A 15,753-nucleotide genomic window follows, 5' to 3' on the forward strand; every position below is an offset into this window, starting at 1 on the left:
AGGGCATTCGCTCCGGGATTCTGTGGGCCTTTGTACGTCGAGTCCCTAGCCGACGCGATGAGCGAGACGCCCCCCGACGGCGCTCCCCACCCGGGCCGAGTGGCGGACGTGTTCGAGGTGTACGAGGTCGAGACGACGGCCGAGGCGGTGCGCTACTACGGTCGCCCGCGTTCGGACCGCGAGTCGGTCGTCCGCGCCCTCGCACCCGCGTTCCGCGACCGGGGGTACACCGTCTCGCTGGAACGCGAACTGGGGGAGGACGTCCTCGTCGCGCGCGAACGGTCGGTCGGCGTCGACGGCTTCCCGACGACGAACGTCGTCCTCTTCCTCGCCACCGTCGCGACGACGCTGTTCGCGGGGTCGCAGTGGTACGGCATCGACGCCCTGTCGAACCCCACGCGCGTCCTCGAGGCGTGGCCGTTCACCGTCGCCGTTCTCGGCGTCCTCGGCGTCCACGAACTCGGCCACTACGTCGCCAGTCGCCACCACGACGTGCAGGCGTCGCTGCCGTACTTCGTCCCCATCCCGACGCTCCTCGGGACGATGGGCGCGGTCATCCGCATGAACGACACGCTCCCCGACCGGAAGTCGCTGTTCGACATCGGCGTCGCCGGTCCGCTGGCGGGCCTCGCCGCCACGGTAGTCGTGACGGCTGTCGGCGTCTCACTCCCGCCCGTCGAAGTCGGCGCGTTTCCCGTCCGGTTGGGCTACCCGCCGCTCATCCAACTGGTCGCGGCCGCACTCGGCGAACCGCTCACCTACGCCGACGCGTCGCTGATGGCGAACCCCGTCGTCGTCGGCGGGTGGGTGGGCGCGTTCGTCACGTTCCTCAACCTCCTCCCGGTCGGTCAACTCGACGGCGGCCACATCGTCCGCGCCATGTTCGGCCGCGCGCACGCGACGATTCAACGTCTCGTCCCCGTCGTCCTGTTCGGCCTCGCCGCGTCCCTGTACGCCTTCGGCGACGGCGAGTCGGTGAGCCTCTGGGTCGTCTGGGGCTTCTTGACGCTCCTGTTCGCGCGCATGGGGAGCGCGGAACCGCTGGACGACTCCGCGCTCGGCGTCTCGCGTCTCCTCGTCGGCGGGGTGACGCTCCTCCTCGGCGCCCTCTCGTTCACCCCCGTTCCGCTGGTGCTGGCGTGATATCGTCTCGGGAAGGTACATCCGCTGAATCTCCCGGAGGTGTGCGTCCGATCGAGCGCATAGGCGTTCCAGCCGACCTGCGTACGAGGACGGACAGGTTTGCTGAACGTACGTCCGAGTGACTGAGCGACCTCGAACGGCGAGGTTCTGCTCTTTCCCGAGACACAGGGCGTGGCATCGATCTTCGGCCAAACCCGGTACACCCGATCGTTGAGGGGGTGTATCCCGAGAATCGTCTTCTCCGAAATCGGTAACGACCGCCATCAGGCTGGACCGTTCGAGAGGAGACGATCAGGTGAGGTTCCGATATCGCTCGTTTCAGCGTCGAATCCCCGATTTGGTTCTCACGCGTCGACGGCGTCTTCAATCCATCGGGGAAAGACGGTTCGCGTCTTCGCTACACCCCCCATAGAGAGCCACGTTCCGGAGAAATCGCGGCTGTAGGTGTGACGGGTACGCTACTCGGACGGGTTCTCGATTCTCGACGAAGGTCAGAGTCGGGCTGCAGGAGGGACGAAGCGACGCCGGGTCCACCGGTTCCGATACGACTGGTCGCTTCTGGTCGGCTACTCGCTCTCGTCGGGTTCCAGCGGCACCCGGTCGAGTCCGACGACGTCGTAATCCTGCTCGCTGGACAGCACTCGCTCCCCGCCCGTCGCGACGAGGCCGGCGTGGAGCGCGTCGAACGGCGTCAGGTGGTACTCCTCGATGAAGGCGGCTGCGGCGAGCACCGCGTTCTCGTGTTTGCTCGGTCTAATCGGGACGAGTTCCAGGAGGTTGGCGACGGCCCGCGGGGCGTCGATGTCGTACTCCGAGGCGTCGCGGTCGTAGAAGAGGACCAGGACCTCGGCGTACGACAGAATCGACGTGTGGATGTCGTCTCGCTCTTCGAGCGCGTCGAGAGCGGAGTCGCGCAACCAATCGTCGTTCTTCACGAGCGCTGCGAGGAAGTCCGTCTCGACGTACACGGCTCAGTCCCCGCGGTTCGAGGCGTCACCTTTGGCCTCGTCTTCGACCTCTCGGGCGATAGACTCCCGTGCCTCCGCTTTGAGGTCTTCCGAATCGGTTCCCTCGAACGCGTCGCCCACCGCTTCCCGCAGTCCTTCGAGCGGGTCGTCGTCCACGGGAAAGAGTGCGACGTGACTCGGGAGTTCCACGATACGGTACCGCTCTCCGAAACGGGACCGGACGTCCTTCGGGAGGTAGATACGCCCCCGTTCGTCCGTCGACTTCGACATACTCGTTCTCGTACGGGAAGTGTGAAGAATCTTCCCGTAGATTCTCGCTCGCTCCCACGAGAGACGCGGCGGTCGCGGCCGGCAGACGACTCGAATCGAACACCCGTCGCTCGCGGCGCGGCGGGAGTCGAAAAGAGAACGCGGTTCAGAGGCGGTCGTCGTCGAGGCCGCCGGGGTCGTCCGCGGTGTCGAACAGGTTGTTCTCTGCGCCGTCCATGAAGTCGTCGCCGGGGGTGGACTCGTCGACGACGTTGACGTTGTAGGCGTCGATACCCATGCTCAGCAGTTCTTCGACCGCCTGTTCCTCGCTCACGAACTCCTCGTCGACGAGGTTCTCGAAGTCGGTCAACAACTCGTCGGGGAGCGTCACTTCCACGATTGGCATTGTCCGTGCTTCGAACTCCTCCTACTTGAGTGGCCGGTTGGCGAGCGAACGTTCGGCTACTCGGGCGCGTCGTCGCCGGGGCGCGTCGGCGTCTCGGCGTGACAGGTCACGCGGACCGGTTCGCCGTCCCGTTCCGTCTCGACGGCCCACATCTGGCCGCACCCGAGGAGCGTCACCCAGTCGTCGTCGCGTCGTTGGTCCACGGTCACGAGGACGTCGCCCGTCTCGCTGTCCCGCCCGGCGTACTCGATGCGAATCGCCTCGCCGTACACCTTCAGCCCCGCGGGTTCGCGGAGTTCGACCAGCGTCGAGTCGCTTCGCCCGTCGGGGTGTTCGACGACGACTTCGATCATCGGCGCGTCGCCGGCGGGCAGGGAGTACGACACCTCTAACGCGTTCTCGTCGACCTCCACCCCTTCGATTTCGACGAGTGACGCGGAGACGCCCGCGGCCTCTGCCACCTGTCGTCGGAGCGCGTTGAGGGGGACTCGGGCGGTGTCACGTTGTCTGTCCATACGGTCTCTACGGGTGATAGAGGGTGGGGAGGTATGATTGCACCGACGTCGATAGAGCGTCGACTGCACATTTCGGGGCGGTACTTTCCGACGGCAATTCCTCCAAGACATATGTTTGCTCCGATCTTCCTCTATAATATTCAGACAAGAAATAACGGAAATAGAGATAAAACAAAAAGTAGGGTAGTAATAGAACGATATAGAAAAATATTCGCCACTAACTGCACTATCGAACGGAAAATGAACGAAAACGAATATAATACTTTGTATTATAGGCGTTTCAGACGTGGTCACTGGACACCGAAGTGCCCGGGCAACCGACTGGGACCGAAGATACGCGTCTCCTCGTTCTCGACCGATTCGACTGTATGCGCGCCTCTCTCCGGTCGGAATCCAGAACAGTGCGGTTAGAATTACTATAACACTCGGTAGAAGATTTCTAATCCTCACAAATCTAGTGCTGTAATCTTCTCGTTAGGATATTAATAATCGTACGAACAGGTCGGTTCTGGAACCGGCTGGGGTTCTTTGGCAGTCTCTCGTGCCGACTCTAGGAACCGCGTCCCGCGACAGACGGTACCTTCTAATGATGTCAGTCCGTGGGACGACCTATGGGCGCGGAGTTCCGGTGTCCACAGGACGCACGCGTCAGGTACCGGCCAGCGGTGGTTCCCACCGGCATACGTCGTGTCGGACACCCGCCGGCTAGCGAGCGATTTCTGAGAGCGCGTACGGACGATGCAGGAGCATCCGGAGACGGCGTCCGGAGACTATCAGCGGTCCGAAAACCCGCAACTGATTCGTCTGCACGCGATGGAGAGACAGTTCCGACGACACACTCTCGGAGAGATGTCTGAATGGACCGATTCGAGAACCTGGACGTCCCGCGCCTGCTTCTCGTCGGGTTGACGCTGTCGACGCTGATCGCGGTCGGCGTACTCCTGAGTACGTCGTCGACTGCGTTCGGCGTCTCGAACCCGTCGTGGGAGGGGACTTCCTCGCTTCGAGAGCAGGCGGAAGCCGTCGATTCCGACTCGATAGTCGTCACGAACACGAGCGAGTACGCACGGGTGGACCCGTCTTCGAGCGTCGCGGTCGTACTCTCGCCCGAACGGCCGTACACGACGCCCGAGACCGCAGACGTGCGCACGTTCGTCCGTTCTGGCGGCACGCTGGTCGTCGCCGAGGACTTCGGTTCGCACACGAATCCACTCCTCGCGTCGTTGGGTGTCCGGACGCGAGTCGACGGTCGCCCCCTCCGCGACGAACGCCGGTACTACCGCTCACCCGATATCGTGGTCGCCCCGGACGTCTCGGAACACGCGTTGACGAGCGAGGTATCGCAGGTCACGCTGAACCACGGCACTGCGCTTCGACCGAACGGCTCACGCGTTCTGGTGAACAGTTCCTCGTTCGCCTACCTCGACACGAATCGGAACGGCTCTGTGGACGGAACGGAGTCGATACGAACCTATCCCGTCGTGACGGTCGAAACGGTCGGGTCGGGTCGGGTCGTCGTCGTGTCGGACCCGAGTGTCTTCATCAACGCGATGCTCGACCGACCCGGGAACGAACGGTTCGTCCGGTCGGTGTTCTCGGGACACGAGACGGTCGTCCTCGACCACTCTCATCGGGGCGACCTGCCGCCACTCACCGCCGCGGTCGTCGCTGTCCAGCGGTCCGACCTGCTCCGCGGTATCGTCGGGTTTGTGGGAATCGGTGTCGTTGCACTCGTCCACCGTCGCAGCCGAGGTAACTAACGTGACGCGACGCATAGCGGACCCGTCCACCGAGCAGGCATCGCACCCGTCGAGAGTTTCAACCACCCCATAATTATAAATATACAAAATGGTTACTCGAACTAACCGAACCCCGCTCCACAATGGTTGACCCAGAGTCTCTGTACACGACGATTCGCGACGAAGCCGGAACCGTCTTGATCGGCAACGAGCAGGTACTCGAAGAACTCACGGTTTCGCTTCTCACCGGCGGTCACGTCCTCCTCGAAGGCGTGCCCGGCGTCGCGAAGACGACTATCGCGGAAGTGTTCGCGCGAACGCTCGGGTTAGATTTCCAGCGCATCCAGATGACGCCCGACCTCATGCCCGCCGACATCACCGGGACGACGATATACCGGGAGGCGACCGGCGAGTTCGAGGCAAAGCGCGGCCCGATCTTCTCGAACGTCGTCGTCGTCGACGAGATAAACCGGGCCACGCCGAAGACACAGAGTGCACTCCTCGAAGCGATGCAGGAGGAACAGGTGACCATCGAAGGGAGCACGCACCCGTTACCGGAGCCGTTCATGGTCGTCGCCACGATGAATCCCATCGACATGGAGGGAACGTTCGCCCTGCCGGAGGCACAGCGCGACCGATTCCAACTCAAACTCGACGTGGACATCCCCGAACGTGAGTTGGAAGACGCGCTGTTGGAACGGTTCGACGAGAATCCCGACCTGCGGGCCGACTGGGTCCGACAGGTCGTCACCGCCAGCGACATCGCTGCGGCCAGGGAGGTCGCCGACGACGCCTACGTCGACCCGTCGATCCGGAGCTACATCCTCGACATCGTACAGGCGACTCGGGACAGTTCCGACACCGCACACGGCGCCTCGCCGCGTGCGTCGATTCACCTCCTCGCAGCTTCGAAGGCGCGGGCGGCCATCTACGGCAGAGAGTACGTCATCCCCGACGACCCGAAGGCACTCGCAGGCTCGGTGCTCGCTCACCGACTCGTTCTCAGTACGGACGCCGAACTCGGCGACCTGAAACCCCGAACGGTCGTCGAGGACGCCGTGCGGACGGTGACGCCGCCGACGCACGACGAGATACGGTCGGCTGCGGCGGCGGTCAGCGACGGTGGCTGTCCGACGGATGGTGACGACGCGGTCGAACGGTCCGACGAGTAGACGGCCGAGTGATACGGTCGGCCTGCGGTGCCCCGCTTCACCACCGACAGCTGACGACGAACTCCGCTTCTCCGTCTTCGACGCGCTCTCGTTCGACCGTGACTGCCTCGTCCAGTCCGTGCGCCAGGCCGCCGCCGAGGAAGGACGTCACCGGGTGGTCGAATCCGGTCGCGTCCCCGTAGGCGACACCGGTGACGCCCACGGAGAGTCGCCGACGCTCCTCGTCGAACTCGGCTTCGGCCGCGCGGGCCAACTCGAACTGTTCGACGAGTGCGTCACAGAGCTGGTTCCCCAGCGACTCGGGGTCTGCGCTCACGCCACCCGAGGCTGCGCGCTCGAACTCGGCGAGCATCCGTCCGGCGGTCGGTGTGAACGCGACACCACGCCGTCGGCCGTCATCCGGGACGACGAACGTCGAACGAAGCTCCTCGTCGGACGGGAGTTCGTAGTCGGGGGTCTGCGGGACGAACAGGCGGACGGGGGCTCGCGTTTCGGACGTCGACGCCGTCACCGGTGCGTACACCGTGGCGTCCGCGAGACCGAGTTCGTCGCGAACGCTCGCACCGGTCTCTCCGACCGCGTCGTACGCCGACTGACCGACCGTCGCCGGCATGACGCGCTCCGGCGAGAGGAAGTACGTCAAGATGGCTCCGAACACGCCGGTCGCCCCGAGTGCGAGAAGAACGGTCCGCGCGTCGGGGAACGCGATTCCCGCGGCGATGCCGACGAGTCCGACGCCCATGAGGCCAAGTGCGGTCTGTCGGTGCTGTAGTTGCTTCCCGCGCGCGTAGTCCTCGCGGAGGCGTCGGTTCTCGGCGCGAAGTTCCTCGATGCGGCGCTGTGTGTCGTCGACGTCGGTTCGGTCGCTCGGTGCCGACTCGGTGACGTCGGAGTCGGTCCGTCCGTCGGCGAACGATTCGGTCGTCTGGTCGTCGGTGAAGCTCATGTGTTACGTTCTCCGTCCGTCAATCCGAGGGTGACGAGTTCGTGTCTGTGCAGTCCGTACGCACCGACCGCGAGAACGACCCAGAGGAGGGCGACGGACAGCCAGACCCCTCCTTCGGCGGCGACGTACCAGATGCCGCCGGCGAGGCCGGCGTACGCGACGACCCATCCGACGGCCGCGGTCGGCGACGCAGTCGCCGTCCACAGCGCTCCGACGAGGAGTACTCCGAGTCCCGCCTGGACGCCGACGACCAGTCTCAGCCCCGTGAGATCGGGCGAGACGGTGACGAGTGCGACGTGACCTGCGGCGAGTGCGTACTCGACGGGAAGGACGACCCAGACGAAGACCAGGGCCGCGGCGGCCACCAGCGACAGTTCCCCGCCGAACAGGACGAGTGCTGTGGCGGCGGCGGCGACGCCGACCAGTTCCAGTGCGACTGTCGTTCGTGCGGCCGAACCGGGTTCCGTTCCCCGTCCGAGCAGTGACCGGACTGCACCGGACATCTACCGAACGCCTCCCGCGTGCCGCATCCCGGCGGCCGCTCCCCGTTGGCCCGCCCGGTCGACGCTGAGAATCGCTTCCAGCCTGTCGCCGGGACCGACCTCGAACGCGGTGACGCCGTCCAGGTTCGCGAGCTTCTGTCTGAAGTTCTCGAAGTCGCGGTACCGCTGGTACGCCGTCTCTCTGTCGGAGTCCTGAACCTCCTCGAACAGCACCGTCGGCGTCAGGAACGCCGCGACGTGCCCCTCGCCCCGCCGTGCGAGCTTCACGGCGTCGATCAGCTCCGCCCGGTTCGAATCGTCCGTGACGAGTATCGTCCACGTCGCGCGTCGGAACTCAGATCTGTGTGCCCGAATCGACGAGAACAGGGGTCGCGAGTCGAGGCGGCTGACGTAGGCATCCCGCTCGGCAACGTAGGGCCGCAGTGTCCTGTCGAATGCCGCCGTCCCGTCGTCCAACGCCTCCGCGAGACGGCGGGCTCGCGCGGTGTCTGTCTCGAACGACCGGTCGAAAGTCCCGTCCCCGTCGCGGTCCGCGGTCGGACGGAGGTCGAACAGTTGCTGACGCAAGCGGCTGTACTGTTCGAGGCCGGCACCGAGTTCCCGTTCGACGGTCAGCCCTTCGTCGCCGACGGCGAACAGGCTCACCGGATCTTCGTGCGCTCTCGCGTCTTTCAGAAACAGCAACGCTGCGTCCCGAGCGTAGTCCAGTTTCCGCCCGCCCGGCGGACCGTCACCCATGGACGCGCGATGGTCGACGACGAGCGTCGTCCGGCGCGGCGTCTTCCGCTCGTACTTTCTGACGTGCGGCTGGCCGAGTCTGGCCGTGGCTTTCCAGTCGATGTGTCGCAGTTCGTCCCCGCTCGTGTACTTACGAAGCTCGACGGGTTCCTGTCCGGTACCGAGCTGGACGGTGTCGCGTTCGCCGTAGCCGACAGCCATCTGTTCGCCGCCGCCCCCGACGTGTAACTGCCGCGGCGGGTGCGCTTCGACGTGGACGTCGACTGACTCGCCGACGGCGAGCGACTCGGAGAACAGTCCGAAGGGGTCGGTCAGTCGGAGTTCCGGCCGACCGAACCGGGCGCGCCCGGCGACGGCACCGGACGCCTGTATCGTCGTCTCCGCCGCCTGTTCCCCGTACTGCAGTCGACATCGACGTTCGTCGTCGTCGACGCCGGCGACGTTCACCGGGGGGTCGCCCGTGATCTCGACGTCCAGCAGAGACGGTTCCGGGAGCGTCGCCTCCAGCGTGACGGTGAACGGTTCGTCCTTCGTGACGCGTTCGCGCGAACTCGTCTGGTCGACGGACAGGCCGTCCACTGTCCGCCGCGACCGCTCGACGAACCGAGCCTGATGCGCGAGAAGCCACACGCCGATGGCCGCGCCCCCGAAGAGGGGTGCCGGCCGGTCGAGGAGAACGGCGAAGAGAGTCAGTACTCCTCCGAGGGCGACGGCCGCCCAAAATCGGCTCGTGGCACGCATTCTGTATCCACTATTCGGGAGAGTGACCTAAATATTGTTGGTGTATCTGACAGGTGCTCGAACGAAAGTAGTGAAACGTTCCTTGCTATCGTTCACGAAAAGAAAAAGAATGAGTTAAATCTGTCACTCGACATGGTAGAAGTGTGCCTCAGGTTCGAGTCCCCGAACGTGCCGGCTCGGTCGTCTTCTGTCTGCTCGTAGTGCTGTCTCTCGTCGCTGCCGCAACTCCCGCGAGCGGTGAGACGACCCTGCGTTCGGACGCTGGTTCGGCGGCGACCGTCACCGGTGGCGGTTCGACGACGTTCCCGCAGCAGACGACACCCGAGAACAACTCGACCGTCGTCCACGAGGACCCGGACAACGCGAGCGGTTCGGAGGAACTGGAGGACGTCCGCCGCTGGCTCGCGGGTCGGATGGCGACGGCGGTCATCGACTGCACCGAACAGGTTCGTCTCGGCAGTTCCTACGCCTGCGAGCGACTCGAACGGGACTACCCCGACTGGGCGAGTCGGTACGTCGAGGTCCGCGGGCAGAGCGACGCCGCCTCCTCGGCGGGCGCGAACCAAACGCTCAGGCAGACGCGCGCAGACGCTCGAACACTCGCCGACCAAGTGCAGCGATTCCGCGAACTCCGAGCGGAGTACGAGGCGGCCAGGGAGGCAGGAAACGACCGACGTGCTAGAGAGCTCGCACACCAACTCGTCCGCCAGAGCCGTGAGATAAACCGGACTAGCGGCCGTGTCACGAACGACTACGGCGCATTCTCGAACACCACTTCGACGGACCTGTCGGTGGCGACCGAGGCCGTCGTCGAGATAGAGAACGAGACGACGGAGACGGCCGACGAGATTCGCGAGGCGGAACTCGTCGGCACCACGCTCACCGCGGAGACAGTGCGCGCGACCGGGTCGTTCGGGTCGCCGGTCGTCGTCGAGGGTCGGCTGGTCGCCGAGAACGGGTCCGACGTGTCCGACCGCCGGGTCGCGATCGGAGTCGGCAACGGCACCGTGACGACCGAGACGGACGGCGAGGGGCGGTTCTCGCTCGAATACCGTCCCACGACGGAACGAGTCGGCGCGGCAACGTGGACGGTGACGTACCTTCCGACGAACGCGTCGTTGTACGGTCGGTCGAGCGACCGGGTTGACGTCGAGATACGACAGGAACGCGGTACGGTGACGCTGACGCGCAGTCCGTCGACCGTCGCGTTCGGCGACGACCTCTCCGTCTCGGGCCGCGTCGAAGCCGCGGACCGCGGTGTCGGGGAGGTCCCAGTCGTCGTCAGCCTCGACGGCGTGCGTGTGGCCACCGCCGTGACGAACGAGACCGGTCACTACTCGCTCGACGTCACCCTCCCTGCGAACGTCTCCGCAGGCGAGGCTCGGGTCGTCGCGGGACTGCCGTTCGAGGGACGGGCACTGACCGCCGCCGACGCGTCCGCGACGGTCCAAGTCGAGTCGACGACGACGAGACTCGCGCTGGACGGCAACCGAACCGCCGCACGCACCGTGCAGGTCGAAGGACGTCTAGAGGTTCCGTCGGGCCCCGTCGCCGGTCAGGCGGTAGAAATCGCCGCTAACGGCTCGACCGTGGCGGTGGTTCGGACCGGACCGGACGGGCGCTTTGCAGCGGACGTCGACCTCCCGGCCGCCATCTCCGCCTCCGACGCCGTGGTCGTCTCCGCGGCGTACGCAAACGAGAGAACGAACCTCGAGTCCGCGCGAACGCAGATTACGCTGGCTCCGACCAACTCGACCGAGTCGGGTGGACTCGCGGCGTTCTTCACCGGCCGCCTCCGAGTGCTGTTCGCACAACTGACCGGGTCGTCCGGCGGTGCAGGTGGTGGGGTCGTCGAGCAGTTGAACAGCGTCTCGAGAGCCGCCGCCGTCGCACTCGGTATCGTCGGACTGTCCATCCTCGGGACGATATTCGTGAGACGGTCCGAAGTGATTCCGTGGGTGATGCAGGTACTCCGAAGCGGCGACGACGCTCCGGACGATAGCCAGTCGGTGGACGAGCGCACGACGCGACAGCCCGACCCGGAGCCGACGAGCGACCACACCTCCGACCCGCTCGAAATCGCTCGGAGCCGCCTCTCCGGCGGCGACACCGACGCAGCCGTCCTCGCGGGGTACGAGGCCGTGCGGGACCGACTCGTCGACGACCACGGCAGCGACTCGTCGATGACGCACTGGGAACTGCTTCGCTCGACGTCGCTGAGCGGCGAGCGGGCCGAAGCACTACGACAGTTGACGGAGGCGTACGAGCGCGCGGCGTTCTCGCTGGAGACGAGTTCGCCGGAGACGACGAGAACCGCCCTCGGCAACGCCGCGTCTCTGCTCACCGACACCGACCAGTCGGTCGAGTCTAGCGACGACTGAATCCCGCGTCGTCCGCCGTCGTACCACTCAGCTTTCGTGGCTCTGTCACAGCGAGACGACGAGGTCGAACGAGAGGTTGTCCGTTCCGGAGGGAGGTGGCGACGAGTAGGTGATTTCGACGCTCGATTCGGACTTCTCGCTCACCCAGAAACTGCCTGCGGCGTCCTCCGACGTCGGCGTCACCGTCGCAACCCGCGGGGCAGTCGAGAGCGGGTTCGGCAGCGCGAACGTCGTGCTCGACCCGTCCCCGCTCTTCGTCACCGATTCAGCGGGGAGTTGTGGCGTGTGGCCCGCGTCGCCGTCCCAGACGGTCGTCGGACTGTTGCCCGTCGTCGTCACGTCGCCGGCCACGCGTGTCGTTCCGTTGTCGAACAGCGCCGCCGGTTCGGTCGCAGTCGTGACCCCGAGGACGCCGTCGTCTTCCAGCCAGAGCCCGACGTCGTTCTGATTGGTGAACGTGTACGACGGGTCGGCCGGGCCTCCGTCCGACACCTCGACTTCGTTCTTGACGATGACCGAGTCATCGATGTAGATGTCGCCCTTGTCGTCGTTCTCGTCGGCTTCGATGCGGATGTTCTGCCGGGACGCCTTCCCGAACGGTTTGTGTACGACCTCGAGTTCGTTGGTACTCTGATTGTACCGCATCCCCCAGTCGTTCTCTTCGCCGAACGTGAGCCAGTCGCGACCGACGTCTTCGAACGCGCCGTTCCCGTTCCCTCCGCCGCTCTCCGTCTGCGGTGTCGTCGCCTGCCCCGTCTGCGCGTTGCACCCCGCGAGCAACCCGGTGACGCCGAGGATACCTGAGGTGGTGAGAAACGTTCGCCTGTCCGTCTTCGGCCTCGAACTCTCGTCGGTCGGCATCTCTACGAGCGCCTTGAACGTTCAGAAATATAAATGGTTAGTGGCAGTCGCATTCGACGCGACGACGCGCCGGTCGGCAGACTACTGTCGCTCAACCAAAATCTTTTGACCGCCGCCGCGCATCAGACAGGACGACGTATGATGTACTCGCTCTCTGACCTGAAAACGGTCAGTGAAGACCCGAAAATAGCGCTGCGAGAGTTAAACCGCCTCTACTACACTCGACTTCGGACACGCGAGTACAACGACGCCGCGCCGAACGTCTTCGACGAGGACTGGGACAACCTCCTCATCTTGGACGCCTGCCGCCACGACGCCTTTCAGCGAGCGGTTTCTGAGTACGACATCCCCGGCGAATCCGGGCACAGATACTCGAGGGGGGCGAGTACCATGGAGTTCCTCAGGGCGAACCTGACCGAACGTGACCTCTCCGACACGGTCTACATCACGGCGACGTCGATGCTCTACCGTCTGATGGTACTCAACGAGGAGATAGACCACAACCTGCACGCCGTCGTCGACGTCTGGGAGGACGCGATAGACGTCGGCGAGTGGGGCGTCCGTCCCGAACGCGTCGCCGAACGAACCAAAGAGGTGAGCGAGGAGTTCCCCAACAAGCGGCTCGTCGTTCACTTCATCCAGCCGCATATCCCGTTCATCGGGGAGTTCGGCTCCGAGCGCTTCGACGACGACCTCATCTGGAAGAAGATGCGACAGGGCCGACTCGACGCGTCGGACGAGGAACTGTGGCGCGCGTATATGGAGAACCTCGAACTCGCACTTCCGAGCGTCGAGGACCTCCTGAAGACGCTCCCAGGCCGGTCCGTCGTCACGGCGGACCACGGCCAACTCATCGGCGAGCAAGCGTTCCCGATTCCGTTCAAGGAGTACGGGCACCCGACCGGGATCTACTGCGACGAACTGGTCAAGGTTCCGTGGCACGTCAGCGAGAACGGCTCCCGAAAGCGTGTCGTCGCGGAGACACCGGCCGAGAACCAGTACGAGGAGAAAGACCGGTCGGACATGGACTCGAAAGCCGAAGAGCACCTCCGCAACCTCGGCTACCTGCAGTAACGCGCGGTTCGACCGGGAAGTCACTCACCGCTACCTCGGAACCGACGCTAGCCGTTCTCCTCGCCCCGCTTTCGCCGGGGCGCGATGACCGTCTCTCGGAGCAGTTTCAAACCGGGCGCACCGTCGAGGAACCAGACGCTCAGGGCGAGCACCGTCACGGCGAACTCGAACCACCGAATCCACACTTTCAGCTCCGGACCGAGGGGCAAGTGAGCAGCCGTCCACGCCGCTTTCCCCGCTATCAGCCGTTCGACGCCCGGTGTCACTCCGAGCAGTTCGACGATACGTTCGGCGGGGACCGACAGCGGCCAGACCCAGAACGACACCTCGCGCAGGTCGTTTGCCAGTCCTCCCTGAACGAACTGCTGTGCGCCGTCGCCGATCGTCGCTGAGACGTAGCTCACACCGAACGCGACACCGGGTGCAGTGTCGCCGGTGCGCCGGTAGACCAGTCCTGCGACCAGAGCAACGACCGGAACCGCGAACAGAAACGAATGCGCGAGAGACCGTCCACTCGCCAGAACGCCGACCAGCGCGAGGGGTTTGTCGACGAAGTCGGGCAGTTGTGTGCCGAGGACGACGAACAGGGCAGCGAGTTCGCTCGGGGGGCGACGCAGGCGGACGTGCGCGTAGCCCGAGTAGAGCAGATAGCCGACTGCCAGATGTGCGTACGGCCACATTCGTTCTCTGATTCGACGCTAGCACGCGGCGAACAAATAACTCGGTGTCCGTCCCGACGCCGGACGGCTGTCGTCCGGCTCTGGTCACCAATAGAATTAAGTCGAATCTCGGGCTCGTTGGTGTGTGTACTTGAGGCGACACGAATCGCCTCGGTTCGGTTTCGAAGACACAACCGATGAATCTCGCAAAATCGAGCGTCAAAGTCGCTATCGCGACCGGTGGGAGCGCGGCGATTACGTTCGGTGGTATCGCGCTGTTCGCGCGACTGCTCTCGGCCAGCGAACTCGGCGTCTTCTTCCTGTTCGAGGCCCTCCTCGGGATGCTGTTCATCCCGGCGGACTTCGGTATCCGCGGCGCTCTCCAGAAACGGATCAGCGAGGGAAACCGTCCCGGTCAGATGCTGACGACGGCGGTGCTTCTGAAGATCGTCCCGCTGACCATCGTGGTGGCCGCCGTTCTCCTCGCGAGACCGTGGATCAACCGGTACGTCGGCACCGAAATCGCCGTGTTGCTCGCGGTCGCTATCGTCTGCTACGAGGCGTTCCAGCTCACCATCGACATCCTCAGCGGTGAGTTGCGCGTCGGCGATACGGCCAGCGTGCGAGTCGCGCCCAAAGCTATCTGGCTCGTGTCCGGCGTCGCCTTCGTCGAAGCCGGTTACGGCGTCCACGGGCTCATATACGCCACTATCCTCGGCTACGTTCTGTCGTTCGTGTGGGGATTCTACCGTCGGTCCACGCCGTTCCGCCGTCCGACGTTCTCCGAAGCCCACTCCCTGACCTCTTACTCACGATACAACTTCATCTCGGCCATCAGCGGCTACTTCTACAGCTGGATGGACGTCGCGCTCATCGGGCTCTTCCTGACGACGGCGCACGTCAGCGCCTACGAATCAGCGTGGCGGGTCAGCGCCGTCGCCGTCATCGGGAGCACGGCGATAGCCAAGACCATCTTCCCGCAGATGAGTCGGTGGGACGCCAAACAGGCTATCAATCAGATCGAGGGACTCATTCCCCGGGCGGTCGGTCCGTCGATGATGCTGGTCATTCCGGCGTTCTTCGGGGTCGCGCTGTTCGCCCGAGACATCCTCTACTTCGTCTTCGGGTCCGAGTACGCTATCGCGTGGGTGGCGCTGATCATCCTGATGGCGGAAAAGATACTCCAGTCGGTCCACTCGATCACCGGGCGGTCGCTGAAGGCCATCGACCACCCCGAACTCGCGGCGAAGGCGGCGCTGTTCGCCATCGCGGTCAATCTCGCGCTCAACGTCCCGCTGATTCAGCTCTACGGCATCGTCGGCGCCGCCGTCGCGACTGCGCTCTCGTTCGTGGTGAACACCGTCCTCTGCATGAAGTATCTCTCCCGGTTCCTGACCATCGAACTGCCGTGGCGGGACCTCGCCTGGATCGGTGCCTCGTCGATGGGAATGTCGGCTGTCCTCGTCGGTCTCCGGTCGGTCGTCTCGGTCGACTCGCTACTGCACCTGCTGGCGATGATACTCGTCGGCGTCCTCACCTACGGCGCGTTCGTCCTCGCGTCGCCGCCTCTCAGGAGGGAAGTGTTTCAGGTGGTCCAGATGCTGCAGTCGAACCAGTCGCCCGGTGACGTCGCGAAGGGAGACGACTAAAGCTCGGCT

The 15,753-nt window shown here is 64.8% G+C and carries 15 protein-coding genes; 6 read left to right on the plus strand and 9 right to left on the minus strand.

Annotated elements, in window-relative coordinates; all coding sequences use genetic code 11:
• The first annotated feature begins 57 nt into the window (after window positions 1–57).
• The gene (locus BM310_RS19585) at window positions 58–1,143 is read left to right on the plus strand and encodes a site-2 protease family protein (protein WP_089811006.1); all 1,086 of its coding nucleotides are present in this window, start codon (window positions 58–60) and stop codon (window positions 1,141–1,143) included.
• Between the two features lie 566 nt (window positions 1,144–1,709).
• On the opposite strand, the gene BM310_RS19590 is transcribed toward BM310_RS19585, so the two are convergent.
• The 4 genes from BM310_RS19590 to BM310_RS19605 form a co-directional block, all read right to left on the minus strand.
• The gene (locus BM310_RS19590; RefSeq protein WP_089811008.1) at window positions 1,710–2,111 is read right to left on the minus strand and encodes a PIN domain-containing protein; all 402 of its coding nucleotides are present in this window, start codon (window positions 2,109–2,111) and stop codon (window positions 1,710–1,712) included.
• A 3-nt stretch (window positions 2,112–2,114) separates the two neighbouring features.
• Window positions 2,115–2,381 (minus strand): hypothetical protein, encoded by a 267-nt coding sequence (locus BM310_RS19595; RefSeq protein ID WP_089811009.1) that lies wholly within the window; start codon window positions 2,379–2,381, stop codon window positions 2,115–2,117.
• A 145-nt stretch (window positions 2,382–2,526) separates the two neighbouring features.
• Window positions 2,527–2,766, minus strand: coding sequence for a DUF7120 family protein (locus BM310_RS19600; RefSeq protein ID WP_089811011.1), 240 nt, complete (start codon window positions 2,764–2,766; stop codon window positions 2,527–2,529).
• 56 nt (window positions 2,767–2,822) lie between these two features.
• The gene (locus tag BM310_RS19605; RefSeq protein ID WP_089811013.1) at window positions 2,823–3,281 is read right to left on the minus strand and encodes a cadherin-like beta sandwich domain-containing protein; all 459 of its coding nucleotides are present in this window, start codon (window positions 3,279–3,281) and stop codon (window positions 2,823–2,825) included.
• An 857-nt stretch (window positions 3,282–4,138) separates the two neighbouring features.
• Between BM310_RS19605 and BM310_RS19610 the strand changes: the two genes are divergently transcribed.
• Together BM310_RS19610 and BM310_RS19615 are read left to right on the plus strand one after the other, a co-directional pair.
• On the plus strand, window positions 4,139–5,041 hold the full coding sequence (locus tag BM310_RS19610) for a DUF4350 domain-containing protein (protein WP_089811015.1): 903 nt from the start codon (window positions 4,139–4,141) through the stop codon (window positions 5,039–5,041).
• A 122-nt stretch (window positions 5,042–5,163) separates the two neighbouring features.
• Window positions 5,164–6,192, plus strand: coding sequence for an AAA family ATPase (locus tag BM310_RS19615; protein WP_089811017.1), 1,029 nt, complete (start codon window positions 5,164–5,166; stop codon window positions 6,190–6,192).
• A 37-nt stretch (window positions 6,193–6,229) separates the two neighbouring features.
• Here BM310_RS19615 and BM310_RS19620 read toward each other — a convergent pair whose 3' ends face one another.
• The 3 genes from BM310_RS19620 to BM310_RS19630 are packed head-to-tail and all read right to left on the minus strand — an operon-like array spanning window position 6,230 to window position 9,120.
• A complete protein-coding gene (locus tag BM310_RS19620) occupies window positions 6,230–7,138 on the minus strand; it encodes a hypothetical protein (RefSeq protein WP_089811019.1) in 909 nt (302 codons plus the stop codon).
• The gene (locus tag BM310_RS19625; RefSeq protein ID WP_089811021.1) at window positions 7,135–7,641 is read right to left on the minus strand and encodes a hypothetical protein; all 507 of its coding nucleotides are present in this window, start codon (window positions 7,639–7,641) and stop codon (window positions 7,135–7,137) included. The genes BM310_RS19620 and BM310_RS19625 overlap by 4 nt, the downstream gene beginning before the upstream one ends.
• Window positions 7,642–9,120 (minus strand): DUF58 domain-containing protein, encoded by a 1,479-nt coding sequence (locus BM310_RS19630; protein ID WP_089811024.1) that lies wholly within the window; start codon window positions 9,118–9,120, stop codon window positions 7,642–7,644.
• 143 nt (window positions 9,121–9,263) lie between these two features.
• On the opposite strand from BM310_RS19630, the gene BM310_RS19635 reads away from it, so the two are divergent.
• Complete coding sequence (locus BM310_RS19635; protein ID WP_089811025.1) at window positions 9,264–11,501, plus strand: hypothetical protein; 2,238 nt, start codon at window positions 9,264–9,266, stop codon at window positions 11,499–11,501.
• 45 nt (window positions 11,502–11,546) lie between these two features.
• Here BM310_RS19635 and BM310_RS19640 read toward each other — a convergent pair whose 3' ends face one another.
• The gene (locus tag BM310_RS19640) at window positions 11,547–12,362 is read right to left on the minus strand and encodes a hypothetical protein (RefSeq protein ID WP_089811027.1); all 816 of its coding nucleotides are present in this window, start codon (window positions 12,360–12,362) and stop codon (window positions 11,547–11,549) included.
• 138 nt (window positions 12,363–12,500) lie between these two features.
• Between BM310_RS19640 and BM310_RS19645 the strand changes: the two genes are divergently transcribed.
• A complete protein-coding gene (locus BM310_RS19645; protein ID WP_245778556.1) occupies window positions 12,501–13,436 on the plus strand; it encodes an alkaline phosphatase family protein in 936 nt (311 codons plus the stop codon).
• 47 nt (window positions 13,437–13,483) lie between these two features.
• Here BM310_RS19645 and BM310_RS19650 read toward each other — a convergent pair whose 3' ends face one another.
• Window positions 13,484–14,116, minus strand: coding sequence for a metal-dependent hydrolase (locus tag BM310_RS19650; protein ID WP_089811029.1), 633 nt, complete (start codon window positions 14,114–14,116; stop codon window positions 13,484–13,486).
• A 176-nt stretch (window positions 14,117–14,292) separates the two neighbouring features.
• Here BM310_RS19650 and BM310_RS19655 point away from each other — a divergent pair, with 176 nt between their 5' ends.
• A complete protein-coding gene (locus BM310_RS19655; protein WP_089811032.1) occupies window positions 14,293–15,744 on the plus strand; it encodes a flippase in 1,452 nt (483 codons plus the stop codon).
• Window positions 15,745–15,753: the final 9 nt, after the last annotated feature.

It is taken from the genome of Halogeometricum rufum (genome assembly GCF_900112175.1).
Lineage (GTDB): Archaea > Halobacteriota > Halobacteria > Halobacteriales > Haloferacaceae > Halogeometricum > Halogeometricum rufum.